This is a genomic window from Bacillus sp. sid0103 (assembly GCF_019219025.1).
This window is the reverse complement of sequence record NZ_JAHUWN010000006.1, coordinates 166,860-193,007: the sequence shown is the minus strand read 5'-3', so window position 1 is coordinate 193,007 and position 26,148 is coordinate 166,860. Positions and strand designations below refer to the sequence as shown.

The window sequence follows — 26,148 nt, the reverse complement described above, 5'->3', positions numbered from 1 at the left end:
AACCTTCGTCGGGAGTGATGTATCATGGCTAGAAACAAACTATTGGTTCCTGGAGCAGATAATGCTTTAGATCAAATGAAAGAAGAGATTGCCAACGAGTTTGGAGTTCAACTTGGTGCTGATACGACCGCACGAGCTAACGGTTCAGTCGGCGGTGAAATGACGAAACGTCTTGTTGCCTATGCTGAACAAACCCTCCGAAATCACCAAAATCAATAACGGTTGATTTCAAAAAGAGGCTGTCCCTCGTAATTTGGGACAGCCTTTTTCCATTTTGGGTATACAAACTTCTCCCTTTTACGATTAAATAGAAGAAAAGGCAGTTAAGGAGGTAATCATGAAGCAGAGAACAGCAATTGTTACAGGGTCTTCAAGCGGGTTCGGGATGTTAACCGTGATTGAATTAGCATTAAAGGGCTTTACCGTGCTCGCAACCATGAGAGATATCTCGAAAGCAGAGCGATTATTAGCTCTTGCTAAAGAAAACAAAGTCGAGGATTTCATCAATGTTCAACCGCTTGATGTAACTTCTAGTGATTCGATTCAACGTTTTCGAAGCATTCTCGTTGCTTACACCACAGTCGACTTGTTAGTGAACAATGCAGGGTTTGCCCTTGGTGGTTTTAGTGAAGAATTATCAGTTGATGATTATCGGAGGCAATTCGAAACAAACCTATTCGGAGTAATTGCGGTCACTCAAGCGGTTCTGCCAATAATGCGGGAAAAGAAACAAGGTAGAATAATCAATATCAGCAGTATTAGCGGGAGATTAGGATTCCCAGGCTTATCTGCTTATGTTGCATCCAAATATGCTCTTGAGGGTTATAGCGAAAGCTTACGCCTCGAACTGAAACCATTTGGGATTGATGTTTCCTTAATTGAGCCGGGTTCTTATCAAACCAACATCTGGGCAAGTGTGAACGGAATGGAGGTCAATCCTCAGTCCCCGTACACCTCCTATATGGAGAGTTTACTTAATGAAATTGAAGGCGGAAAACCCCATCATGGCAATCCCATCGAGGTTGCGAAATTGGCTGCACAAATTGCCTCGCAACCAAAATTACCTGACCTTAGATATCCCATCGGGGCCGGTGTAAAGAATATGATAAGGTTAAAAAATTTACTGCCGTGGAAATTGTTGGAAACAATCATTCTTAAGCGCCTTAAACCTTAATTATTTGTCGCATCAATCATGATCAAGTTATTTTTACGAAGGGCTTGTTTATCTCGAATTCTCGTCAGTCTTTTCGTTTTTTCTTTTTCATAAAAATAATGAACAAGGAAGTAAGAGATGATCCCAAGGATGATCCCAAAGATTGTCATCCCAATTAACACATGGACCCCGCCATGAAGAAGACCAACCACACCACGGAAATCGCCATGCATGAATGGTCCAAAAGAAAACGGTGACTTTTGACCAATTCTCCCGTCAATGGGATAAATCAGTTTACCGATTTTTTTTGCAAAGGGAAGGAGCAGAACAGGTAAAAAGGATAGCTTTCCAATCACATTTCCGATGATAGCTGCAGGCAAGGAACCTCTTGCAATCCGAACCATTGGTACAAATACGATATAAATAAGGGAAGCAGAAGAAAGAACAATCATTTCTAGGCCAAAGCCAATCGCAAATCCTAAAGAAACTTTTTTGGCTCCACCAGGAGAACGAAGCAATTTAATAAAATTCAACTTAAAAGCTCGTCCAAGTCGTTTAAAAAAAGGATGTTTTTTAGGTTTTATGTTCATACGAATACTTCCTTTTTATATCAGATTTTCAAAACCATCGGCAATTAGTTCCATATTCCTATTACAAATATCATAACATTAAAAATAGAATAATTAAGGGCAAATTTGTGAAATGTAAGCGAAATCATATATTACCAAGGATAATTTTTCCTTTATCCTCCTAGAAGCAGCGATTAAATAAAGAATGATTATTATTATTCCTTAGTTCATTAAAATAAGCCGTGAAAAAGTGATAAAATATCATTATTCACGGCTTTTCTTTTCCCTTTATGATGGAAATATTCGATCGATTTCTTGAATCTCTTCAGCTGTTAACTGAACCTCTAAGGTTTTAAGATTATGTAGCACTTGGTCCGCTCGCTTTGCACCTGGAATGATCACGTCGATACATGGACGAGACAGATACCAAGCCAAAATGATTTGGGCAACCTCCGCCCCCTTTGCTGATGCAATTTTACGAACAAGCTCTATTTTTTCCAAATTTTGTTCGTATACGCCTTCCTGAAATTGTGGTCTTTTGCGATTCTTTTCACTTATTTCAGTTTCGCTCGCATACTTTCCCGTTAATAATCCAGAAGCTAGCGGATAAAATGGGACAAAAGAAATTTGCTGTTTGGTCACGTATGGAAATAATTCTCGCTCGGCACTGCGGCTTAATAAGTTGTATTCGCCTTGGTAGACATCTACGTAACCATCCTTATTCGCTTCTTTCAATTGATCAAAAGTAAAATTAGAAACCCCAATCGATCTGATTTTCCCTTCATCCTTCAATTGTTTTAATGCCCCTACCGCTTCGGCTTTTGGTGTATCTTGGTCGGGAAAATGAATATAAAATAGATCGATATAATCTGTTTGAAGCCGTTTTAAACTCTCTTCGACGGCTTGTTTTAAAAAAGCGGGTGAGTTATCTAGGTGCATTTCATTTCCACTTAATTTATGGGCTGCTTTAGATGCAATGACAATTTCTGAACGATTTCCGCTTTCTTTCACGACTTCCCCAATGATTTCTTCTGATCGCCCCAATCCATAGACATAGGCTGTGTCTAAGAAATTAATCCCATTAGCCAGACCTGTACGAACTAACTCTCTCCCGGCTTCTTCATCAAGGTTTGGAAAAAGATTATGTCCTCCAACGGCATTGGTTCCAAGACCAATTGGATTGACCAATAACTCTGTTTTCCCGATTTGAATCAGTTTCGTTGTCATGTACATTCAGCTCCCTTATTTTACTAATTTAATGATAACAAACGATTAAATGAGAAAACAAAGTTAATGCTTTTATTTTCCTTATTAAAATAAAATCGGATTTAGGAAAGAATATGGGTAGGAAACATATGGTCACCGGAAAGGTGAAAAATGGTTGTTAGCGGTAACCATACGAGAAGTATGATGCCCAAAACGGTTAAAAATTTTAGGCATCGGTAATCATAGGTAATTAACATGATATGGAGGACATGATGAAAGTAACGGATGTACTTGTTCATTGTTTAGAAAACGAAGGCGTGGAATATGTGTTTGGAATTGTCGGCACGGAAATATTGGACCTCGTTGATTCCCTATCAAACTCGTCCCAAATTCAGTATGTAAATGTTAGGCACGAGCAAGGTGCAGCATTTATGGCCGATGTTTATGGAAGACTGTCAGGAAAAGTGGGGGTATGTTTATCAACCCTAGGTCCTGGCGCTGCCAATTTATTGACGGGAATTGCAAGCGCCCAGCTCGATCATTCCTCCTTAGTGGCCTTAATTGGGCAGGCTGGTTTGGAACGTCACCATAAAGAATCCCATCAATACATCGATATCGTAAAAATGTTCGAACCTGTATCAAAATGGAGCACACAAATCAATGAATCACAAACAGTCCCGGCGATCATCCGAAAAGCATTTAGGATAGCAAAAATGGAAAAAACGGGTTCCGTCACCATTAGTTTACCAGAGAACTTTGCCACTCAAATGATTCCAGGTGAGCCACTACCCGTGACATCATTGCCAGAATGTATTCCTGTTAACGAGTCAATCGAAGCAGCAAATACCCTGATCAAAAAAAGTCTGAAACCCTTTATCATTGTTGGTAACGGGGTCATTAGGCAGGAGGCTGTCTCTGAACTTCTACCCTTTATTGAGACCCTTCAATCCCCTGTTACACATAGTTTTATGGCAAAAGGGGTGCTTTTTAAAGAACATCCCCTTAATTTCTTTACCTTCGGATTTAAGGAAAACGATGAAGTAGGACCTGGTTTAAATGAGGCTGATCTCTTGATTGTCATCGGATTTGACTTTGTTGAAAAACTGCCAAAAGATTGGAATGGAAGGAAACTTCCTGTTTTACATATCGATACATTACCTGCAGAAATCAATGAATATTACCCTGTTAAGGTGGAATTGGTTGGGAATATAAGGAAAACCTTGCAGCGCCTAAATCAATCCGTCCTCCCAACGAAATCCTGGGTTCCAACAGATAAACTCAAGGAAAACATAAAAACTGTTTATCAAATTGACCCGTATCAACCCAATACTCTTTCCTTTGCGATTGAGAATGTTCTCCACAGTATTGAAGCTCATACTTCAGAGGAAACGATCGTGATATCTGATGTCGGTTCCCATAAGGTTTCAATTGCGCGAACATTTCAGCCGAAAGGTCCTAATCGGTTAATTATCTCAAACGGGCTCGCATCAATGGGAATTGCCGTACCGGGAGCCATCGGGGCGAAGCTAGCTTGTCCCGATGCTCCGGTTATTTGTATCACCGGTGATGGCGGGGCCCTAATGAATTTTGCTGAAATAGAGACGGCCAAACGGCTTGGTCTCTCCTTCATTATCCTTGTTTTAAACGACTCGATGTTAAAACTTGAGGTGGAGCAAATGAACCAAAAGTTCGGCGAGAGCCAAGGAGCAACCTTCCAAAACCCAGATTTTGTTAAATTGGCTGCCAGTTTCGGAATTTCTGGAAAACGGGCACGTAACCTTGTCGAATTTGATAACATCCTCAAAGATGCACTCCTGTATAAGGAGAATATCGTTTTAATCGACGTTGTCTTGGAAAATTGACACCCAGCCTCAAGAAACAGGTGTGATTTGGAAAGTAACTAAGAGATAGCCCTTTTTAAAAAGAATATTCCCATATCGACCCAGATCCAGTTATAAATGAAAGAAAATAAAAAAATTACGCCAGTGGTTAACAAGGAAAAGGAAGTAGAAACGGCGGGCCCTAAAACGGGGAAGTTAAAAACACTAAGAAGGATCAGAATACCTAAAGTTAAAAAAGCCGCACCTACTGCGATGATCGTTAATCTTTTTTTGAAAAAGTAAAAAGCGAAACCGGTGCCTAGTCCTAGTAAGCCAGTTGTAAATGGAAAGACAAACAATTCGCTAGGCTGGAGGATAACTAGCAATAAGTTGGTAAGAAAATAGGCCATAGCTCCAAGCGGAAGTGAAAGCATCGAACAGAGAAGGATTGGGGCTGTTGCAAATGGACTGATAAAATACCCAAGGACAGGAATAAAACCGCCTGCAGCTTGGAGAACTGCCGCAATGCTGGCAAAAAGAGCAGCTAAAACCAGACGTTTTGTTTTTGTTTGATGTTTAAAGACTTGCTTTGCTGATTTAATTTCACCCGAAATTGATTTGAATAAATACATCGGTTCCACCCCTGTCTTAACTAGTTAATACATTACAATATATTAACTAGTTAATCGGAATGGAACCGATCCCTGCATTTGTTACACACTCAATTGTATCAAGCAATAAATTTCCCAACTCCACTTCACCAAAATGGTCCAACATCATTTTGGCCGTCCAGATCTGGCCAATCGGATTCGCGATGCCTTTCCCAATAATATCAGGTGCCGTTACTTAGAAACCTTGACTTCACTTTGAAGCGATCTTTGCAGGTGGATAATTTCATTTTTAATGCTAGAAAAACCTTCGATTTCAGGGACATTTTTTAAATAAGGTGGACGTTGCCGCTCGGCAGCATTGGCCATCGTCTCAAATACATAGAGCAACTTGGACAGTTTTTCATCCGAAAGAAATGGCCGCTCTTCAGTTTTTGAACATTTTTCTAGTAAATATCCTAAATGCTCAATCGCAAAAATAACAGACCAATAATTTTCCACAGCCTTTTGATTAACTGGAATCTCTCCCGCCGCTGTATTATAGAGAGTTATTAAATTTATAATATTCGTGCGCATTTTTTTCAATTCCCTACTCTCAGAAGCAATAAAACCATCCCCTTGTTCTGAAAAGAGGATGAACAAAAAATGCGCCTGACTTCGAATGGTTGTGGTAATTAAATGCGGCAGTCGACTAGAGGCGGACCGTCTTCCAACCAACCATATACCGATGATACCTATACAAATTCCGATCACAACATCGATTAATCTAGCCGAAGCAAAATAAGCAAAGCTAAGGCTTTCCTGACTTGTGCTTTCTGCCATTAGTAATGCATTCGGTGTAAAAAATAGGGCCGCTAATCCATAATTTTTCACAATAAAAAGTTCGGTAATAAACGTCAATAGTAAGATAAAAAAAGCAATTATATAGCCATCAGGGTGTGTAGCTAGAATGAAACTAGCTATTAAGATACCAAGTATGGTGCCAAATCCTCTTTGAATCGCACGATGATAAGTGGCTACAATCGTCGAACCTGACAAAACAGCTACACAAGATAATGGCACCCAATAGGAGCGGACCAATCCAAACTGAAAGGCAATAATAGCAGCAATGATTGTGATAACCCCAAGTTGTATCGCCGTAATAAAAACAATCGAGTCTTTATGAAAGGCTCCCATAAAAACTGTCTTATAAGATGGTTTGAAGATTTGAATGGTTTGATTTATTTTGGAAATTGGTTCATTCATAATCGCATCGGCATCATAAACTTTTGTAAATAAATGAACCACTTTTTCGTCCACCTCAACAGGCTGGAGAATTTTTTTGGTCCCGCCTTCACTCTTATCCTTCTTCCCCAATGAATGAGCCATTTCCCGGACAGTCTGACCTAATTCAGGTGGAAGGATAACATAACGTTCTGAAAAATTTTCAAGGACACATAAAAAGATTTTATTAGCATGATTATTTAGCACGTATAAACGATTAAATAGGTCTGTGGTTCGCCAAGGTATATATCCCGCAGCAAGTGTTTCCTCTGCTTCTTTTAGTACCGACATCAAGCGATTTCTGGACTCATTAAATTTCTTTGTACCAACCGAATCCAGAAACGCAGCCAATTCCAGATAACCTCTTTTAACGACCTCTGTTTCCGGGCCATGGGGATTAAAGAACCAGCCTGCCATGGCAATAAACCATGATAAGGTACCACCAAGAAACACAAGTCCAGCGCGCAACGGAGCAAGTTCTGGTTGAATCGGCATCCCTGTTGTCATCGCAAAAACCAACACAAAAAAAATGGCAGAGGGTCCCGCTATTCGTAGTGCTCCAAAAATAAAAATAGCGACAGCTCCAATAAATCCCATTAAAATGGAGATGGCAAGCGGATAAGGAGCAGCAAGTGTCCCTAATACGGTGACCGAGCACATGCCAAGGATGACAAAAAATAGCTTTTTTGCACGCTGCGCATATGGAATATTAAATACATAAAGGTAGGTAAAGCCACCCATCCCAGCCAACAACCCATATTCAAAGTTATCCAATAATAAGCCAATTATTACAGGAAGAGCAGCAGCAACACCTGCACAAAGGGCCTTAAGCCACGGAAACGGCTTTTTGTTAACTGCCATTGCTTGCTTCATAATTATTAGGACTTTATAGTTAGATGCTTTTGATTTGTGGCTATCAACCATGCAATCGCTTCTTTCCAAAATTAGTCATTTTTTTGAACATTATAATACTAATTTTAGTGAAATGCCATTAGGCTTCTCTTGTTTGCTGGTGGCTGGCTCATTGATAACGACTTGCTGCAATAATGGAATTTCTCTTTGTAAAAAGAAACCCGGTTTCCACATGAGAGCAAACCATTGTCTTCGGTGATCCCAAGAACCGTATGATTATCAAAAAATACGAGGGTGAAAGGTTTGGTTATTTCATAGATTAATAGATAGCTGAAAACATTTAGGGCCAGTTTTCTCGGTGCTTTAAAGCAGCGAAAAACTGACCCCATTTTTCTTAAGGAATAGAAATGTAACCGTCTTTCATTGACCGAAAGGATAATTTTTTACCACTTTCGGTCAATGATTCAGGCAATATCAATTCTGCACACCTAAGCGAGCCCCAACGCAATTTCCATCATATTAGTAAATGCTATTTGTCTTTCCTCTGGTGTCGTTTGTTCATTCCTTATAATATGGTCGCTCACTGTCAAAATGGTCAACGCATTAACCCCTGCATACGCGGCATTCATATAAAGGCCCGCGGTTTCCATTTCTACACAAAGAATTCCCATTTTGCGCCACTTTTCTATAGCAGTCGGGTCAGCATTGTAAAAAATATCACTGGTAAGTACATTGCCGACATGAACAGGAAGACTTTTTGCATCTGCTCCTTTCTTTGCTTTTTCCAACAAAGAAAAGGAAGCAATATTTGAAAACTCTCCAGGAAGGTTGTATTGATGAACATAGCGAGAATCCGTCGATGCCCCCATCGCCAAAACAATATCATACAAATTCATTTGGTCTTGGATGGCGCCACAAGTACCGATCCGAATCAAATTTTTCACACCAAAAACATGAATCAGCTCCCAGGAATAGAGACTCATACTGGGCATCCCCATGCCTGTTCCCATAACAGATATTTTCTTCCCTTGATAGGATCCTGTATATCCAAACATATTTCGGACTGAATTAAATTGGATCGGGTTCTCTAAATAGGTTTCTGCAATAAATTTTGCCCGTAAAGGATCCCCAGGCAAAAGTATTGTATCGGCAATTTCAACCCCGTTTGGTTTAATATGAGGTGTTTCCTTTTGTTCCGTGTTGCTCATACTTTTCACTCCCTTAATCAATTACTATCAAAAGTATTTTCCCATAAGTTTACAGTTTCATTCATCATAAAAAGCAACTACATCTATTGCATGTAGTTGCTTTTACGATTAGTTTGGATTCTTGACTCCCCATTTGGCTTTTGCTTCAATACGACGGCGATGCAAAATCGGCTCTGTGTAACCGTTTGGCTGATCGTACCCTTTAAAAACTAGATCGCATGCAGCTTGAAACGCTACAGATTGATTGTAATCACAAGCCATTGGGCGATATGCTGGATCACCTGCATTTTGCTGGTCCACCACCTTGGCCATCCTCTCTAAGGTTTCCATTACCTGTTCCTTTGAACAAATCCCATGGTGAAGCCAGTTAGCGATATGCTGACTCGAAATACGAAGGGTCGCACGGTCTTCCATCAACCCAATATGATTAATATCGGGTACCTTTGAGCAGCCAACACCCATTTCCACCCAGCGAACAACATAACCTAGGATACCCTGTGCATTATTATCAAGCTCCTGCTGAATTTCCTCCGCGGACCAGTTAGTATTTTCGGCAGCAGGGATTGATAAGATCTGATCTCTCAGATCCTGGATATCCTTTGCTAACTCTTCTTGCACCTTTGAAACATCCAATTGATGATAATGCAGTGCATGAAGGGTTGCAGCTGTTGGGGAAGGAACCCATGCTGTTGTGCCGCCCGCTTGTAAGTGGCTGATTTTTTGCTTCAGCATTTCGGCCATCAGGTCTGGCATCGCCCACATTCCTTTGCCGATCTGGGCTCGGCCTTTTAAACCCGCAGCAAGTCCGACAAACACATTCGATTTTTCATAGCTTTGCAACCATGTCGAAAATTTCATATCATTTTTCCGAATCACGGCACCGATCTCCATCGATGTATGGATTTCATCTCCCGTCCGATCTAAGAACCCCGTATTAATGAATACGATTCGATCCTTTACTTCACGGATACAATTTTTCAGGTTTAATGACGTCCGGCGCTCTTCGTCCATAACACCAATCTTTAGGGTATTCCGCTCTAGTCCAAGCATATCTTCCACGCGATTAAATGTTTCGTTTGCAAAAGCCGCTTCTTCTGAACCATGCATTTTGGGTTTAACGATATAAATCGATCCCCTAGAAGAGTTTTGATATTTACCAATTGCCAAAAGAGAATGTTTGGCTATTAAACTTGTAAGGACCGTATCCATTAATCCTTCTGGTACCTCGTTTCCATCCTTATCAAGGATCGCCTGACTTTTCATTAAATGCCCGACAATGCGGACAAACATGAGGGAACGGCCTTTTAAGGCAAATTCCTCACCTGTCGGGGAGATATACTCTCGGTCAGACAGAAGCGATCGAGTAATCGTCTTATTATTTTTTGTAATTGCAGCCGTCAGATCACCTTTCATTAACCCGAGCCAATTGGTGTAAACTTTAACCTTATCCTCTGCATCCACCGCAGCAACAGAATCTTCGCAATCCATAATCGTTGTCAAGGCTGACTCTATGAAAATATCTTTTACTCCAGCTAAATCCGTCTTTCCAATTGGATGGCTGTGATCAAATTGAATTTCAAAATAGAGTCCATTGTTTTTCAGCAAAATGGCAGATGGTTCTTCTGGATTCCCTTGATACCCACAAAATTTGGATTCATCCAGAAGTCCTATAGTTGCGCCGCTTCGAAGTAAAACCGCTAATTTCTCATCCACAACAGAATATTTGACAGCTTCCTTATGAGAAAATTGTTTCAACGGAACGGCTTGATCTAGAAACTCTCTTGCAAAAGCAATAACTTTTTCTCCGCGGATTGGATTGTAAGCCCCTTTTCGTTGGGCACCATCCACTTCACTAATCGCATCCGTTCCATATAAGGCATCATAAAGACTTCCCCAACGGGCATTGGCTGCATTCAACGCATAGCGGGCATTATCAACTGGGACAACGAGCTGAGGCCCAGCTTTTACCGCTACTTCTTCATCAACATTTTCCGTACTAATCTGAAAATCAGCAGTCTCCGGTTCTAAATAACCAATTTCTTTCAAGAATGATTGATAATTTTCAAAGTGGAAGGTTTTATTGATCCTGTGCCAGGCATTGATTTTATGTTGAATGTTATCCCTTCGTTCAAGAAGTTGATTATTAATCGGTGTTAATTCATCAAAGAGTGCTTCAAAATCAGTCCAAAACTGCTCACGGTCCAAGCCTGTTCCAGGCAGTGCGTTGTCGTTAATAAAATGGTAAAGTACATCCGCTACTTGAAGATTACCTATTTTCACATAGTTTGACATCTATCAATTTCCTCCTTATGTAGCTTAAACTTTTACATCCGTTAAGAACTTATAAATCTGCGAATCTCTTTGATGTTTCTTCACCTGCTCCTCCCTTCACTACTTGACAACTGAAACAACTACATTCTTATTTATAAATTTAAACGCTTCCTATATTATACAATACTTAAAACGAGAAAAAACCTTGCAATTTGCAAAGTTCATTTTAAAATATGATAAAAATATTCATAAAGGCAGCAACTGCTGCCATTAGGATAAATGCCTTCAAAAAATTACTTAGCCGAAAGGATTCTGATCTCATTTTCTGCCTCAACCATCCTGCCAAATCGATAGCCTTCAATAAGTACATGTCGCTCGTGATCACTTAGTCGACGGTTCCATTTCGTTTCTAAAAAATAGATGACTTCGTTATAGAAAATATCCGGGTATCCAAAAGGTTTATTCATAAATATGTCTCCTTCCTTATCTTAATTGCCCTCTACTTATCAGTCTTGACAATTTGCAGAGAAATTAAAAATAGGATTTTAAACAAATTTAAGCCATCAACTTAAAAGACAAATTCAATGGACAGGTTGTGTCACGGCATCCTTTCAACATATATTTATGCTCATCCTCCAATGGGAGTTCCGATAGACCAAGCCTTATGTAACCCTTTCGTCACCTAACATAGTTAAATAATAATTTACCAACTTCGGATATTTCTTTATATCAGCTTTCCCCTTCTCTGTTATTACATAGGTCCCTCGTTTGATTCTTTCAAACCAACCATAATAGTTTTTCGTAAGAATCGATGAGGTATTTTTTCCCGATCCTAAATGAATTAACTTTTTCGGAGATAATGGACCTAAATTTTCAAGATAACAAGCAATTTGGATACAATTTTCTTTATAAGCAGTCATAATCTTGGTCCGATTACTGCCGCCCACATTATAGTCCGCACTGCGACCATTAATTTCCTTCAGAATAGACTCGCGCTTGAGTTTGTTTTTCCGACGCAAAAAGGGAGTAGGATCAAAAATAATTTCAGCTTTGCCCTGTTTTCCCGGGCTCGAAACAACGATTAACCCGAGTTCCAGCCTGCGAATTAAATGGCATTTCTCTGTCCACTGTTTTGAATTCAAACGATGTTTTGGTTTAGGTATCGCCACATAAACCTTATCCGTAATCCGCTGCCGTTTGGCCGCCTGGATCAATAAATCCACAGTCAAATTGAGCTTCAATTCGATGACAACTAACTCCTCATCTTTAACCGCCACGATATCGCAGTCTTTCACTTCACCATAAACCTCATAACCTTCATGGACAAAATAGGTCTGAATGGGTTTATATAAATCTATTTCTTGCAGCTTTTTGTTTCCTTCATCCAGTTTCACCATCTCCATGCAAACCATAATGAACCAACCTAGCCAAAGTGACTGCTGTTTATATTTCGAATGTGTCAGTCGCTTACTAAGTACCGTCTGAGTTCTTCTGACGGAAATGCACCGACACTAATCTTTGATTATTTAGACTCTTGTTTTTCCCAATATTCATAGATCATGTTTTGAAAAATTTCATTTAACGTTTTCTTTTTTTGTTTTTTAATCCATTCTACCTGATCAATTGGTAGATTTAGTTTAATATTTACATCCTCATTTGGCATTTCGATTTTTCTTATTTCTTCTATAGTAATGCCATCCTCGATATTAGGAAACCAAGACTCATTTTCATTTACCCGATCGAAATCTTCGTATTCTTGAATATCGTCGAGTTCACAGAATAAATTAAGCTGTGGTAACCCCCCAGATAGAATTTTTACATGCATAATAGAATTGATAATTCTACCATCTTCTAATTCTATCTCTACGATAAGGTTATCCACGGACTTATATTTTTTTAGAACCACCTCACTGACAATCAGATCCAATTCTAAGGTTAAACCTGAACTCGATTCAAAGATGTAGACCGCGTTTCTAAAAACATGGATACTCTCACCATCAATTGTGACTGATTTTACAACTACCATTAATCCTTCCTCCATACATTTGTTTCATCTATTTTAAAGGCAAACTTATTTTTTCATGTTGTTATTGATGTTTACTCTTTAAATTTACCATAGAAATTGGGAGTCCGTTGTGTTTTTCATTTAAGTTTTAATCCACAATAATTTATATACCTTTTGGGAATATTAGAAGTGGTAATATTTTGGAAAGAGGTGATCGGTTCGATGAATCAAGATTTTACGATTGAACAAGCGCAGCTGCCTAAATTCACTAGTCATGAGGAAGCTAGGGAGTGGTTTAAAGGGCAATTTGGTGATCGGTTCCTACTTAGGATGACGGATATGAAAGATGGAAGAAGAGTAAATTTCTATCATCTCGTAAAAGATCCTGAAGTGTACAAGCCATATATGGAGAGCTTTGCCAGTGTGGTTACGCATGAAATAACTAACACGGATGTCTTTAAAAGCTATACGACCATCGAGATTGATGATCATGGAAACGTAGAAATCAAGGATTAAATGGTGGTGTCGGGCCCCTGGTGAGAATAAATCTGCAAAACCGTTGGCATAATGACAATGAAATGATCAATCAAATAGTTTTGGTTTAAAAAAATGCTGTCGCCTATTTTCGGCTACAGCATTTTTCAATTTTTCTAAATATCTACAATACACATTTTATTTATATGTCAAACCAAAATCTAATCCGTAAGCATCTCCATTTTTATTTTTATAAACATAAGAAGGATCTTCTACATACCCAGGGATGTCCCCAACCTCATGGTCAACTGCTTCTTTACTAGCAGGTATTGTGAAGGGAAGTTTTCCAGTTGGATTGTATTTGCCGCGAATAACATCGACGATGGCCTCCGCCTTTACCCCAAATGTGCTGATTACGGCTGCTGCATTTGGCTCAATTTGATCAATCAACCATGGGTTTGTGAAGTTGATCGCCGTAATCGTCGGTACTTTTTTCTGAATCTCAATAATTCTATCGACATTATTGATTCCTGTTTCAGGGCCTACTGTAATCCGTGGATTATTATCCCAATTGGATTGAACAGGGCGAACCCATACAAACGCATGTGTAGCTTCCGAAAGATTATCTGTGATGGTGATCGATTTATCGTATGTTTGAATGGTTTCTTTTAATTTCTTGGTAGCTGCTCCATCATTTCCACCTGGGAACATTTCAACATATAGCTTTACATTTTTTATTATCCCATCATATAAAGGTAATAAATTTTCACCATTGATATTGTCATTACGCAATAGAACGAGTGACTTCCGGTGCGCTTCATCTGCTTTTTCCTGTGATTTAGGATTATTGACAACATCAAGTGCATTTTGACCATCCACGTAAGGGTTTTCGAACAGACCTAATTTCATCATCTCAGTTAGTAAGAAAGTGACAGATTCATCCACTTTATCTTCATTAAGCAAACCGTTTTTAACGGCATTGATAATCGGAGTCGGATCCGAAGCACCAGAAATAATATTGGTCCCTGCTTCGATTGCTTTGGCAAATTTTTGTTCTGATGTTAACCCTTCCGCACCCCAAGCATTATTACCAACTGCACCAGTATCGGAGTTAACATATCCTTTAAAACCAAGCTGCCCGCGTAAAAGGTCGGTGATGATCGCTTTGTTTAAGGCAAAGCCAACTTCTTCAAATTGCTGATTTTCGCTATACCATGGCAATCCTTGGTCGGCACTCGTATTGCTAGGATAGGCGTAATAAGGCATCACCGACGAAACACCAGCGGCAATTGCTGCTTTAAAAGTCGGAATATGATATTTAAGTAGGCTTCCTTCTGTCGGGTAGGGGTTGAATTTCCCTTCCACAAAGTGTGGATCCAAGCCAATATCACGTGCTCCGCCGCCAGGGAAATGCTTCACGGTGATCGATACACTGTCTTTTCCAAGTTCATCGCCTTGAAACCCTTTTATGACATTATAAATCATATTTGAAGCTAGTTCAGGCTCCTCTCCAAATGTATCTTCAATCCTTGCCCAAAGTGGATCGGTAGCGATGTCGGCAGTATACTCGTAAACTTTACGTATACCGGCTGATCTCCATTCCTTTGCTGCGATTTCAGCAAACCCCTTTACTAGACTGGCATCGCGCGTTGCCGCTAAACCTAAAGGACCCGGCCAAAAAGAATGCAATCCCGCCCCCTCACTACTATTCGTATAATCCGTGGAAGCATGATTCCGCGGATTTGACGTGATAACAATAGGGATACCTAACCTTGAACCTTCTGCTGCTTCCTGCAGTTGATTATTATAGTCTGCTATGATATCTGCAGTTGGGGTTTGACGAAAAATGTAGTATCGTGTGTTTTGATTAATTAATTTATTCGGTAGGACTAACTTATTATTTTTAAATGATGGGAATTCCGTAATAAGCATCATACCTGCTTTTTCCTCAAGAGTCATCTTTTTCACGAGATCCTTAACGCGTACTTCAGTAGGGATCTGCCAATTTTCATAAGGGTCAAGTCTTCCATTATTATTTAAATCTCTGAATTTCTTCTCTCCTTTAACGAGAATGTGTTTGGCTCTCGCTTCAACATCCGGTGCATTTTGCTTATTACCATTTGATTTGCCAGTTTCCGCACTTGCAAATGGTATAACAAGCGATGATACCATCATGGCCGCAATCGATAAGGTTGCTGCTTTTTTTGAGAATCGTTTCATAATTTATTCCTCCCCCTATTTCTACTAAACCACTGACAAAAAAGTAAAAATAATAACATCCTAAACGAATTACGACATTCCTATCATCCCCTTAAAAAGAAAACGCTTTCACTTAATAAGTGTATAATTTAGAAGCAACTTGATAATAGTGAGTATTTTTAGGTGTATTTGTGTTTTTTTAAGATTATAAATATTCAGCAATTTATACCCGTGACTTTAGACCTAGTGATTGTTCCTAGCAGACTCAAAATTTCCTTAATAGGGAAGATTCTTCTTATGCACAAAAAAGAAGCCAAAACCTAGATTCTTGGCTCCTTCAATCGTCTTTAAAGGATCTTTCCTGAGCGTTTTCAAATGGCTGATTTCCGAAATGCTGATGGAGAGCAACCCATAATCCGCTTAAAATTATTACTAAAATACGCTAAATCAGAATAACCGACTCTCTCAGCAATCTCGGACATTCGTAGGGTTGTCAGCAGTAACAAACGTTTACTTTCCTCAATTCGAAGATCAGTGATATAATCAACAAACTTTTTGTTCAGTTGTTGTTTGAACAATTGGCTGAGGTAACTAGGATTCATATGGACGTTTTCTGCCGCATCTTTTAGGGTAATTTGATCTAATGGTGTTTTTTCTATATACTGTAAAACCTTTTCAATCGTTGAGGAAGGAAAAGTTTCATCGCCCATGCAGGGAGTGTTAACTTTTGATTTTTCTTTGGATTCATTATCCAACCACTTTTCAAGACAAACTTTTAATTCGTTCTCCTCCACTGGTTTTAGGAGGTAATCCGTTACACCAGTTCGAAGGGCTTGTTGAACAAATTGAAACTCGTCATGAACGCTGATCACAATGACATCCTGTTCTTTCTTTAATTGACTCAATTCTTTTACAAACGAGAGCCCGTCCATTATGGGCATTCGAATATCCGTTAATACAAGATCTACATCATTTTGTTTGATCCAGTCGAGTGCTTCCAATCCGTTTTCAGATTCGTGTACTACTTGCAATGGAAGATTCAACCTGTTTAGGGTCCATTTAAGAGCTGTGCGAACCCATCGCTCATCATCAACCAACAAGATATTTTTTTTCACTCTCTCTCCCCTTCCGCATGATTGTCAAGGATGGGTAAATGGATCAATACCTCTGTTCCGGACCCGTGTTTATTTTGAATGGTGATCCCATACTCAGATCCAAACAAATAATGAATCCGTTGGTGAACATTTAGTATTCCAATATTTTTTCCATCCATAGTAGTCGTTTTTTGATCCATTCTTTTCTTGATTTCTTTTAATATACTTTCCTGTATTCCCTTACCGTTATCCACAATGCTCATAACAAAGGAAGATTCAGAATGACGAAACACCGATATCACAATTTTTATCTTCCTAGTGTTCGGACCATAACCGTGTACAAAACAATTTTCAACGAGCGGCTGCAGTGAAAATTTTACCACCTTAAGGTCCATGGCCCATTTCGGGATATCAAACAGGTACTCAACACGATCCTCGAAGCGAAACTTTTGAATACTCAGGTACTCTTCGCAAAAATTAATTTCTTCCCTAAGACACACGGTAGAGGAATGATGATTCAGATTATACCGGAGTAATTTTCCTAACGAGTAAGACATAGTTGCAATATTTTCCTGATTTTCTTCTAATGCCATTCCTCTAATCGTTTCAAGAGAATTGTATAAAAAATGGGGATTCATTTGTGATTGCAGCATCTTTAATTCGACTTCTTTTTGTTTAAGTGACATTTCTGCTTCTTTTAATTTAGAGACGTATACTTCTTCAAGTAGATCGGATAATTTTTCAACGGTATTATTAAAACCAGCAGTCAATTGTCCGATTTCATCATTGGAATCCACTTGAACTCTGCCTTCTAGATTTCCAATTTCAACTTCCTTCATAAAATGTTGGAGGCGACGGATAGGTCGAATGATGCTTATAGCGAATCCGAAACCGATCATATAGGCAATAATTAAAGAGACTAAAATCGTTAAGAAAATGGTTTTTTCAATTTGAATCATTCCTCCCGTTAAATCCCGGTATGGGACAGCTGTTAAAAACCTCCAGCCAAGATTCCGTGAGAAAGTATAGGTAACAAAATCTTTTCGTTCATTTTCTAAAATTTCTGTCCTGCTTCCTTCTGATTTTAATTTGGAAAGTTGTTTGAATTCCACCAATTTTCCAAGTTTCGAATAATCGGGATGGTATACATAATGTCCGTTTGCATCCAAAATAAAAAAATAACCATTTTCACTAATTGTTACTTTGTTAGAAATTTCTTCGATTCGTCTGAAATTGATATCAATAATCAGCAGGCCAACTGGCAGGAGAGTCCGAGGGTTATACAACCGCCGTACGAGTGAAATGACAGGCTGTTCATTATTTTCTAAAGTAAGCTTCCTCGTAACTAACATACTCATCCCATTAAGAGGTACGGACGAATACCAATATTCCTCTTTCATTTTCGTTGCCGGATAAAAATTTCTCATTCCGAGCGTATCAATGACTTGATTGTTACCTAGCAGGATGGTGATATTAGATATATCAGCTCTTGAGTATTCAGCCGCTTTTAGGGTGTTACGAGTGGATTCAATCAATTTCTTTTTATCATCATTTTCCACCGATTGCGATTTCAAAAGGCTGGACAATTCAGGAGAATTGATAATTTTAAGGCTGGTAATCTCAAAATCCTGTAAATAATATTCAATATGTGTCTCGACTTGATCTATTACTTGTCTGCTCGATTGCCTAAGTTCATTTTCTAACTCAACAGATGAACGATTGTAGGAAATAATTCCAACAGAAAGGACAGGAAATATGACTAGAAAACTGGCGAAAACGCAGAGCTTAATCATCAGTGATTGATTTCTTAATAGAATGTATCTTTCAATTAATTCTGCTGATTTTCTCCAGCACATTTTCATAAGAATTCATTCCTTACCTTTGATCATTTTTTAAACAGAAAATACCTAGCTGGTAGATGAAAATTTTTACCAGCTAGGCTTTCCGCCAACTATCGATTATGGTCGTGCTTTTTCAATCGCATCCATTACTTCTTTGTAATCTGTTGAATATTTATCCACCATGGATTTAACTGCTTCTTTCCAAGGTGTTATATCATCAACCTCTGTAAATGTCACTCCAGCATCTTTCAATTTCTTTGTAGAACGTTCTTCCCACTTATCCCATTCTTCTCTCTGAGCATTAACAGAATCAAGTGCGGCTTGTTTTACAATTTTTTGATCTTTTTCTGAAAGTTTATCCCAAGCTGCTTTACTAATAAGCAGGACTTCTGGGATCCGCTGATGGTGGTCTAATATAAAGTTTTTAGCTTCCTGATAATGGTTGGAAGAGTCTAAGCTTGGAATATTATTTTCTGCACCGTCAATAATTCCTGTTTGGAGGGCGCTAAAGACCTCACCATATGGCATTGGCGTGGCACTTGCCCCAAGTGCTTTCATGAAATCAATATTGATTTTACTTTGTTGAACACGAATCTTTTGCCCTTTTAAATCCTTTACACCTTTTAATGGTTTGGTAGAATAAAAGCTACGTGAACCAGAATCGTAATAAGCAAGCCCTTTCATTTTTGACTGTTCTAAACCATCTAACAACTTGGTTCCCATCTCACCATTAAGGAAATTCCATAAATGCTCTTCGCTTTCGAATACATATGGGAGTCCAAGTGCGGTGAACTGGTCATTAAACTCGGCAAGTGGACTGGAATTGATTCTCGTAAACTCAATTGCTCCAAGCTGAACCTGTTCGAGCACGGATTTTTCATCCCCTAATTGGGCAGATGGAAATACTTCAATTTTAATGCGGCCGTTAGTTCTTTCTTCTACCAATTCGGCAAACTTTTTATCTCCAACAACCGTTGGATAATCTGGCGGCTGATTATCAGCCAGGCGGAAGGTATATTTAGGCTCCTCTGCTTTCGATCCCCCGTCTTTTGTTGTACTCGCTTCCTCTTTTCCGCAGGCAGCCAGGATGGTACCCATTAATAGCGTTGCGGCAAGAATTCCTGTAAATTTTTTTCTCTTCATTCTTGAAACCCTCCTTAAAAAATGATTGATTTATTTTCACCTTACCTTCGGTTACTCGGCTATCATATTTGGAAGCCACATGACTACCTCAGGTATATAGGTAATAACTAACAGAACAATGAGTAATGCGTAGAAAAATGGCATCATCGCTTTTGTCCCCTGCTGGATCGTAACCTTCCCGATCGCACATCCGACGAACAGAACCGTTCCTACCGGCGGCGTTAATAGGCCAATCCCTGCATTTAATATGAGGACGATACCAAAATGCACTGGATCCATTCCAAAACTCGTTACTACGGGAAGGAGAATAGGTGTCATAATTAAAATCATTGGTGCCATGTCCATTGGTGCCCCTAGAAGCAGCAATAAAATATTAATAATTAATAGAATAATAAGTGGATTATCAGAAATACTTAAAAATAAATTGGTTACCATGGAAGGTATTTTCAAATAGGCTAATATCCAGCCAAAGGAAGCAGAAGCGGCGATTAAGAAAAACACCATCGAAACGGTTCTCATCGTTCGAGTTAAAATTTTCCATACATTCGTAAACTTAGCTTCTTTGTAGACAACAAATGCTAGAATAAAAGAATACAAACAGGCTAATGCTCCTGATTCCGTTGCCGTAAACCATCCACTCATAATCCCGCCCAAGATAATGACTGCTGGGCTAAGAGATAGAAGTCCGTGGAGAAGAATACCACCAATTTCTGACTTTGGAACAGGGTCAGCTTTTTGATAGCCTCGTTTTCTGGCAATAATATACCCAGTGATCATTAAGGAAATTAACATAATAAATCCAGGAACAATCCCAGCCATAAATAAACTTGCGATCGACACACCACCGGCGGCTAAGGAATATAAAACAAGATTATGACTTGGCGGGACGACAACCCCTTGAATGGCAGAGGCGATGGTTACACCCACAGCGTAATCTGCTTCATACCCCTTCTTTTTCATCATCGGAATCATCACTGACCCAACAGAGGAAACGTCCGCTACGGCAGAACCGGAGATATTTCCAAAGAACAAGGCAGCGACGCTGTTCACCATAGCGAGGCCCCCGTGGATTCGACCGACCATTAAACTGGCAAGATTCACAATTCGAGTAGCAAGTCCGCCTTCACTCATAATTTGCCCAGTCAATATAAAGAACGGAATCGCCAGTAAAGAAAAGGAATTCATCCCTTGGATCATCTGCTGTCCTATTACAGGAAGAGGTATCCCTAGATAGATTACCGTTAGTAATGACGATGCAATCAGAGTAAGGGCAATGGGAAAACGAAGTAAGATTAAGATTACAAAGCTTGAAAGTAAGATGATGATTCCAATTGTATTGTTGTCCACGTTACATACCCTCCTCTATCTCTTTGTGGCGAGTGGTGTTAATGTTAAAGAATTGTAGAAGCGAATATACACAAATCATAACTCCGGTGATTGGCATGACTGCATATGTGACACTGCTTGGCAGTTTTGTAGCCGGCAGAGTGGATTCCATCATCAAAACCGTAAAGTCCCATCCCTGTATTACCAGGTACAAACCGAAAGCAAAAATAGAGGCACTGATGATTTTATCTAAGACCTTATTAAAACTCTTCGGAAATAGATTCGTGAAAGAATCAATTCCTAAATGGATATACTCACGAAATCCAATAGCGATGGCCATAAAGGCAAACCATGCTAGTAACAAGAGAGTGATTTCCTCTGACCAAAAGAAAACAAAATTAAATAATTTCCGTGTCATTACTTGAGTGGTTACGACAAAAATTAAGGCAAGTAACGCAAGTAGAGTGAATTTTTCAAAAATGGAATCGATGATTAGACCCACTTTTCTAATTACATTCATATGATTTCCTCCAAACTGAAAACGTTTTCTTGTATTTATTTTAAGAATCTTTAGACTTTTATTGAATGTTCTTTTTTTAGAATAATTTGTGATTTTTTTAGATAAACTTTGAAATTTTTTTCATATTGAAAGCGTTTGCTCTTTTTGTTAGTTTAATAAACGAATAAATTATATTTACAATTTAACATTTTTTCTCTTTTCCATCAACTTTGTATTGGATCGTTTAAGTCGCAAGCTCTAATATATTTACTAGACACCATTTTCTAGTCTGAATTTAGCAACTTGGCAATAAGGTTAGAATGAAGGATGAAAATAAAATAGTCGCCAATCGAGTGAATTGGCGACCAAAATTAGCTTTCCATTCTATCTATTATTTTACTGGTTGCATCAACGTTGCTTCATACTCCGTTAATGCTTCATCAAACATACGAAGACCTTCATCGATTTGTTCCTTTGTCACGATTAATGGTGGAATCATTCGAATGACTTCGCCATGATTTCCGCAAAGATAGAATAGTACACCTTTTTCAAGGGCAAGATCAAGGATTTTTAACAATCCTGCACCATTAGGTCCGCCGGTGACTGGATCAATGATTTCAATCCCAATCATCAAACCCACTGCGCGGATGCTCCCAATAACAGGGTGTCGTTCCTTAATCTTTTCTAGTTGCTGAACAGCATAACTCCCCATATTCCTTGTGTTTTCAAGGAGGTGTTCTTCTTTCATCACTTCCAATGTCGCGAGTGCAACAGAACAAGCAATAGGGTTGCCCCCAAAGGTCGTACCATGACTTCCAAGTGGCCATTGTTTCATTAATTCACTGGAAGAAACCGTCGCGCTGAGCGGAAGACCATTGGCAATTCCTTTAGCAATCGCCATAATATCCGGTGTTACGTCAAAAGTTTGGGCGGCGAACCATTGACCTGTGCGGCCAAATCCTGTTTGAACTTCATCAAAAATAAGTAAAATATTATGTCGATCACAAATTTCACGAACCTTTTTTAACCAGCCTTTTGGTGGAACCACATATCCGCCTTCACCAAGCACCGGCTCTAAAATAACACATGCAACCTCTTCCGGTGTTACTTGATGGCTAAATAATGACGCGAAATCTTTTTCTAACTTCTCAATCACGTAGATCTCTGGATCCATACCTTCTGGACATTCTTTTACATTTGCATATGGAACTTGATAGGTAAGACCAGATGGCTGGATGAATTTCCTATATTTACTTTTGGATGTTGTCACACTTAGTGCCCCTAACGAACGACCGTGGAAACATCCGGTAAAGGAAATAACATAAGGACGTTTCGTTACATATTTTGCTAGTTTAAGAGCTCCTTCGATTGCTTCCGTCCCACTATTGGCAAAGAAAAAGCAATCAAGGTCTCCTGGTAAAATATTAGCAAGTTCATCGGCTAAACGTAAAATGGACTCATACATAATCACGCCTGAGGGACCGTGCATCAATCCATCGGCAGCATCTTTAATGGCTTGGACAACCTTGGGATGACGATGGCCTACATTTGTTACAGCAATCCCTGACGTAAAATCAAGATATTTCTTTCCATCCACACCAAAGTAATAGCAGCCTTCCTCTTTAACCACTGGAAGATTTGGATGATCCTTTGCCATGCTAGGTGCAAGTCGATTTGGCATATTTTTCACCAGGTGATCCCATTTGTTCTCCATACTTTGACCTCCGTATTCGTATACTTAACTCTCGAAATTGTCTTAACTTAGTAACCTCTATTTATTTAATCGCTTTTAATGTTTCATCACGAATTAGTGACAATAATTCTTCTTTATATTCGGCAAATTCCACTGTAGCCTTCACACTGAAATCTCTTGGCCTCTCTAAGGTAATTGGAATCTTCTTCTTTAAACGCCCTGGTCTTGCAGTCATCACATAAACGGAATCAGCTAAAAAGATCGATTCATCCACATCATGCGTGATAAATAAAATCGTCTTTTTGGACTCTTCCCATGCTTTCAGGAGAACTTCTTGCATAATGTTCCGTGTTTGGGCATCCAAAGCTCCAAATGGTTCATCCATTAATAATATTTTGGGATCGTTTGCCAATGCCCGTGCAATCGCGACACGCTGTTTCATCCCGCCGGATAATTGAATCGGGAAATGGTTTTCAAATCCTTCTAAACCGATTACTTGTAAGTAGTGCCTGGCTATATCGTCTCTTTCTCTTTGAGAAACACCCTTTAGCTTTAGCCCAAAGGTAATATTGTCTTTCACGGATAACCATGGAAATAACGTATACGATTGAAATACCATACCGCGATCAGGTCCAGGTCCATTGACCTCCTGTCCATCAAGGAGCACTTGACCGGAAGTGGCTTCTTCTAACCCTGCAACAATCCGCAATACGGTTGACTTACCACAACCCGAAGGACCTAAAATTGTCACGAATTCCCCTTCCTCAATCGAAAAGGAGGTTTTTTCTAATGCAGTCGTTTCCCCTTTTTTTGTTTTAAAGACCTTTCCTACCTCTTTAATTTCTAACTTTGGAGTTCCCGTTATTTTTACAAGAGATTCTCTCTGTTTTGGTACAACTATTTTTTCGACTTCTTTTACTTTCAATCCAGGTGTAACCATCTAGAAACCATCCTTTCTCATCCAAGAAAACGAAGCCTTGTATATGGCTTTAAAGAGAATATCTGTAATCAGCCCCAGTAAACCAATAATCAAGATTCCAACAATGATTTTATCTGGCTGTAGAAAACGCGATGCTTGCATGATCATATAACCTAAACCACTAGATGCGCCAACGATTTCGGCGACCACTAAATATGTCCACGCCCAGCCGAACGTAATCCGAAGCGTATCAACAATTCCCGGTAATGAAGCCGGCAAAATAACCTTTGTGAATACCTGGGCCTTCCTTGCCCCTAGAGTGTAGGAAACATCAACTAAATCATTTTGAACATTCTTGGTGACGTCCATGATCATCAAGGTAAGTTGAAAAAACGTTCCAAGGAAAATGACACTCATTTTTTCAGTTTCGCCAAGACCAATCCATAGAATAAGTAATGGAATGAAGGCAGATGCTGGCATATAACGAATGAATCCAATAATTGGTTCAAAAGCTCCCTCCATAATCCTAAGTGATCCCATTAAGATCCCTAAAGGTATCCCGATTATGGCAGCGGCAAGAAACCCGAAAAGGACCCTTGTAAAACTGATCCCAATATCAGAAAGAATCTCTCCATTTACGAACATATCAACGGCTGTTGCTAATACAGCAGTAGGAGTTGGTAGGAATAAAGGATTAACAATTTGTCCGTAACTGAGTACAGACCAAATTAATAGAAAAATAATAAATGTTAAAAAGCCTGCCGACGTATAAAACATTTTTGGTATTTCCTTATTAGGAGTAAACAATTTTGCTATCATTTTTTCTCACCTATTTTCTTATGCGTTCTATTTTGTAAAAAAGCCTAACTGATGAGGGCAAAAACACATCTCATTAGTCAGGCTGATCAAAGTGAATCCTAAAACTAACTTAAAAGTTATTACTTTTGGAAACTTGGATTAATGACATCTTCTGCTTTTGGCTCGGTTTTAAGTAGTTTTTGATCCTTGTAAAACGAAATCGCATTTTCTGTTGATTGATAGATCGAACCTTTTGCGCTTTCTGTTCCAAATAACTTTTCATTATCCTGTTTAGAGAAGAATTTCAAACCAGTAACTGTTCCTTCAAATTCCTTGACATCAATATTCAAACCTTTAGCCATAATTTCGTTCGCTTCTTTTTCATGTTCTTTCCAGTAAGTCATTGCTTCGCCCATCGCCTTAACAAAAGCTTTCACATCTTTCGGACGGTTTTTAATAACATCTTCTTTAAAGCTGACCGTATCAACAATGATTCCTGATAAATCTTTGGTTGTTAACAATACTTTACCATTTGCTTGTGCACCTTTTGATAACCATGGCTCCCATGTAACAGCTGCATCCACTTTACCAGCCGCAAAAGCAGCACCTGCATCGCCGGCAGACATTTGCACCACTTGTACATCTTTTTCTGTTAATCCGCCTTGTTTTAATGCTTGCAGTGCTAACATATGGCTAGTTGAACCAACTTCAAAGGCTACTTGTTTCCCTTTTAAATCTTTAACACTATTAATTCCTTTTTTTACGAGGATTCCATCTCCGCCGTAAGAATCATCCAATAACCAAACTACTTGAACTGGGATTTCTGATGCCGCTAAGGAAACTTGTACATCCAGCGCCGTTGCCATCCCATCAATTTTCCCACTGGCTAACGCTTGTTTACGTTCTCCCAAACCTTCTACAATGGAAAGTTCAACATCAATCCCATTCTTTTTGAAAAAGCCCTTTTCTTTTGCTAAAAATAACGGACCATATCCTGTCCAGGTTGGCAGTGTCACTTTCAATGGTTCAGAAGACTTCCCATCCTGTGCACTACTTGCCGCATCCTTTTTACCACATGCTGCTAGTGCGAATAACAACACCAGCGAACAAATAACCAATAACCACTTTTTCACTCCAAATTCCCCCTTGTTTTTTTAAAATATAGATATTTTAATAGAATGGCATTTTTTACATCTGTTGCTCCTTA

Annotated in this window: 23 protein-coding genes and 1 pseudogene; 4 read left to right on the top strand and 20 right to left on the bottom strand. The window is 39.1% G+C overall.

All coding sequences use genetic code 11. The annotated features are described in order from the left end of the window. Window positions 1-24 precede the first annotated feature (24 nt). Together KW850_RS09190 and KW850_RS09185 are read left to right on the top strand one after the other, a co-directional pair. Window positions 25-219 (top strand): alpha/beta-type small acid-soluble spore protein, encoded by a 195-nt coding sequence (locus KW850_RS09190; RefSeq protein ID WP_026567533.1) that lies wholly within the window; start codon window positions 25-27, stop codon window positions 217-219. Between the two features lie 118 nt (window positions 220-337). After that, window positions 338-1,174, top strand: a complete 837-nt coding sequence (locus KW850_RS09185) for an SDR family oxidoreductase (protein WP_218347259.1) — start codon at window positions 338-340, stop codon at window positions 1,172-1,174. On the opposite strand, the gene KW850_RS09180 is transcribed toward KW850_RS09185, so the two are convergent. Both KW850_RS09180 and KW850_RS09175 read right to left on the bottom strand, forming a co-directional pair. Then, the gene (locus tag KW850_RS09180) at window positions 1,171-1,743 is read right to left on the bottom strand and encodes a DUF2062 domain-containing protein (RefSeq protein WP_218347258.1); all 573 of its coding nucleotides are present in this window, start codon (window positions 1,741-1,743) and stop codon (window positions 1,171-1,173) included. The two genes, KW850_RS09185 and KW850_RS09180, sit on opposite strands and share 4 nt — an antisense overlap. Before the next feature lie 267 nt (window positions 1,744-2,010). Then, window positions 2,011-2,949 (bottom strand): aldo/keto reductase, encoded by a 939-nt coding sequence (locus KW850_RS09175; RefSeq protein WP_218347257.1) that lies wholly within the window; start codon window positions 2,947-2,949, stop codon window positions 2,011-2,013. Between the two features lie 251 nt (window positions 2,950-3,200). On the opposite strand from KW850_RS09175, the gene KW850_RS09170 reads away from it, so the two are divergent. Beyond that, complete coding sequence (locus KW850_RS09170; RefSeq protein ID WP_218347256.1) at window positions 3,201-4,790, top strand: acetolactate synthase large subunit; 1,590 nt, start codon at window positions 3,201-3,203, stop codon at window positions 4,788-4,790. 38 nt (window positions 4,791-4,828) lie between these two features. Here KW850_RS09170 and KW850_RS09165 read toward each other — a convergent pair whose 3' ends face one another. The 8 genes and pseudogenes from KW850_RS09165 to KW850_RS09130 all read right to left on the bottom strand — a co-directional run bounded on the left by KW850_RS09165 (window position 4,829) and on the right by KW850_RS09130 (window position 12,976). After that, window positions 4,829-5,380 carry a YybS family protein gene (locus tag KW850_RS09165; RefSeq protein WP_218347255.1) on the bottom strand — a complete coding sequence of 184 codons (552 nt, stop codon included), beginning with the start codon at window positions 5,378-5,380 and terminating at the stop codon, window positions 4,829-4,831. Window positions 5,381-5,447: 67 nt separating this feature from the next. Continuing rightward, window positions 5,448-5,591: pseudogene (locus KW850_RS09160) on the bottom strand (isocitrate/isopropylmalate family dehydrogenase); the annotation flags it as partial. Beyond that, on the bottom strand, window positions 5,591-7,543 hold the full coding sequence (locus tag KW850_RS09155; protein ID WP_218347254.1) for an FUSC family protein: 1,953 nt from the start codon (window positions 7,541-7,543) through the stop codon (window positions 5,591-5,593). The gene KW850_RS09155 and the pseudogene KW850_RS09160, both read right to left, overlap by 1 nt. A 416-nt stretch (window positions 7,544-7,959) precedes the next feature. After that, entirely contained in the window at window positions 7,960-8,679 is a 720-nt protein-coding gene (deoD, locus tag KW850_RS09150) for a purine-nucleoside phosphorylase (RefSeq protein WP_218347253.1), read from the bottom strand. A 108-nt stretch (window positions 8,680-8,787) separates the two neighbouring features. Then, window positions 8,788-10,971 (bottom strand): malate synthase G, encoded by a 2,184-nt coding sequence (locus KW850_RS09145; protein ID WP_218347252.1) that lies wholly within the window; start codon window positions 10,969-10,971, stop codon window positions 8,788-8,790. Window positions 10,972-11,243: 272 nt separating this feature from the next. Continuing rightward, window positions 11,244-11,417, bottom strand: a complete 174-nt coding sequence (locus KW850_RS09140) for a hypothetical protein (RefSeq protein WP_218347251.1) — start codon at window positions 11,415-11,417, stop codon at window positions 11,244-11,246. A gap of 195 nt (window positions 11,418-11,612) precedes the next feature. Beyond that, a complete protein-coding gene (locus KW850_RS09135) occupies window positions 11,613-12,362 on the bottom strand; it encodes a DUF2161 domain-containing phosphodiesterase (protein WP_256358158.1) in 750 nt (249 codons plus the stop codon). 110 nt (window positions 12,363-12,472) lie between these two features. Then, on the bottom strand, window positions 12,473-12,976 hold the full coding sequence (locus KW850_RS09130; RefSeq protein WP_218347250.1) for a hypothetical protein: 504 nt from the start codon (window positions 12,974-12,976) through the stop codon (window positions 12,473-12,475). A gap of 168 nt (window positions 12,977-13,144) precedes the next feature. On the opposite strand from KW850_RS09130, the gene KW850_RS09125 reads away from it, so the two are divergent. Then, a complete protein-coding gene (locus KW850_RS09125; RefSeq protein WP_218347249.1) occupies window positions 13,145-13,471 on the top strand; it encodes a hypothetical protein in 327 nt (108 codons plus the stop codon). Window positions 13,472-13,627: 156 nt separating this feature from the next. Here the strand turns inward: KW850_RS09125 and KW850_RS09120 are convergent, their stop codons facing one another. From KW850_RS09120 to KW850_RS09075, 10 genes are all read right to left on the bottom strand, one after another. After that, the gene (locus KW850_RS09120; protein ID WP_218347248.1) at window positions 13,628-15,649 is read right to left on the bottom strand and encodes a glycoside hydrolase family 3 protein; all 2,022 of its coding nucleotides are present in this window, start codon (window positions 15,647-15,649) and stop codon (window positions 13,628-13,630) included. Between the two features lie 350 nt (window positions 15,650-15,999). Then, window positions 16,000-16,743 (bottom strand): response regulator transcription factor, encoded by a 744-nt coding sequence (locus KW850_RS09115; protein ID WP_218347247.1) that lies wholly within the window; start codon window positions 16,741-16,743, stop codon window positions 16,000-16,002. Next, complete coding sequence (locus KW850_RS09110) at window positions 16,740-18,584, bottom strand: sensor histidine kinase (protein WP_218347246.1); 1,845 nt, start codon at window positions 18,582-18,584, stop codon at window positions 16,740-16,742. The genes KW850_RS09115 and KW850_RS09110 overlap by 4 nt, the downstream gene beginning before the upstream one ends. Window positions 18,585-18,680: 96 nt before the next feature. Continuing rightward, complete coding sequence (locus KW850_RS09105; protein ID WP_218347245.1) at window positions 18,681-19,706, bottom strand: TRAP transporter substrate-binding protein; 1,026 nt, start codon at window positions 19,704-19,706, stop codon at window positions 18,681-18,683. Window positions 19,707-19,757: 51 nt separating this feature from the next. After that, window positions 19,758-21,053 carry a TRAP transporter large permease gene (locus KW850_RS09100; protein ID WP_218347244.1) on the bottom strand — a complete coding sequence of 432 codons (1,296 nt, stop codon included), beginning with the start codon at window positions 21,051-21,053 and terminating at the stop codon, window positions 19,758-19,760. 1 nt (window position 21,054) lies between these two features. Beyond that, the gene (locus KW850_RS09095; protein ID WP_218347243.1) at window positions 21,055-21,552 is read right to left on the bottom strand and encodes a TRAP transporter small permease; all 498 of its coding nucleotides are present in this window, start codon (window positions 21,550-21,552) and stop codon (window positions 21,055-21,057) included. Window positions 21,553-21,922: 370 nt separating this feature from the next. Next, a complete protein-coding gene (locus KW850_RS09090; protein ID WP_218347242.1) occupies window positions 21,923-23,245 on the bottom strand; it encodes an aspartate aminotransferase family protein in 1,323 nt (440 codons plus the stop codon). A 61-nt stretch (window positions 23,246-23,306) separates the two neighbouring features. Then, the gene (locus KW850_RS09085) at window positions 23,307-24,164 is read right to left on the bottom strand and encodes an ABC transporter ATP-binding protein (protein ID WP_218347241.1); all 858 of its coding nucleotides are present in this window, start codon (window positions 24,162-24,164) and stop codon (window positions 23,307-23,309) included. Then, window positions 24,165-24,962, bottom strand: coding sequence for an ABC transporter permease (locus KW850_RS09080; protein WP_218347240.1), 798 nt, complete (start codon window positions 24,960-24,962; stop codon window positions 24,165-24,167). It abuts the gene before it with no gap. Window positions 24,963-25,081: 119 nt separating this feature from the next. Continuing rightward, window positions 25,082-26,074: an ABC transporter substrate-binding protein gene (locus tag KW850_RS09075; protein ID WP_218347239.1), complete on the bottom strand. Its 993-nt coding sequence runs from the start codon at window positions 26,072-26,074 to the stop codon at window positions 25,082-25,084. Between the last annotated feature and the right edge of the window lie 74 nt (window positions 26,075-26,148).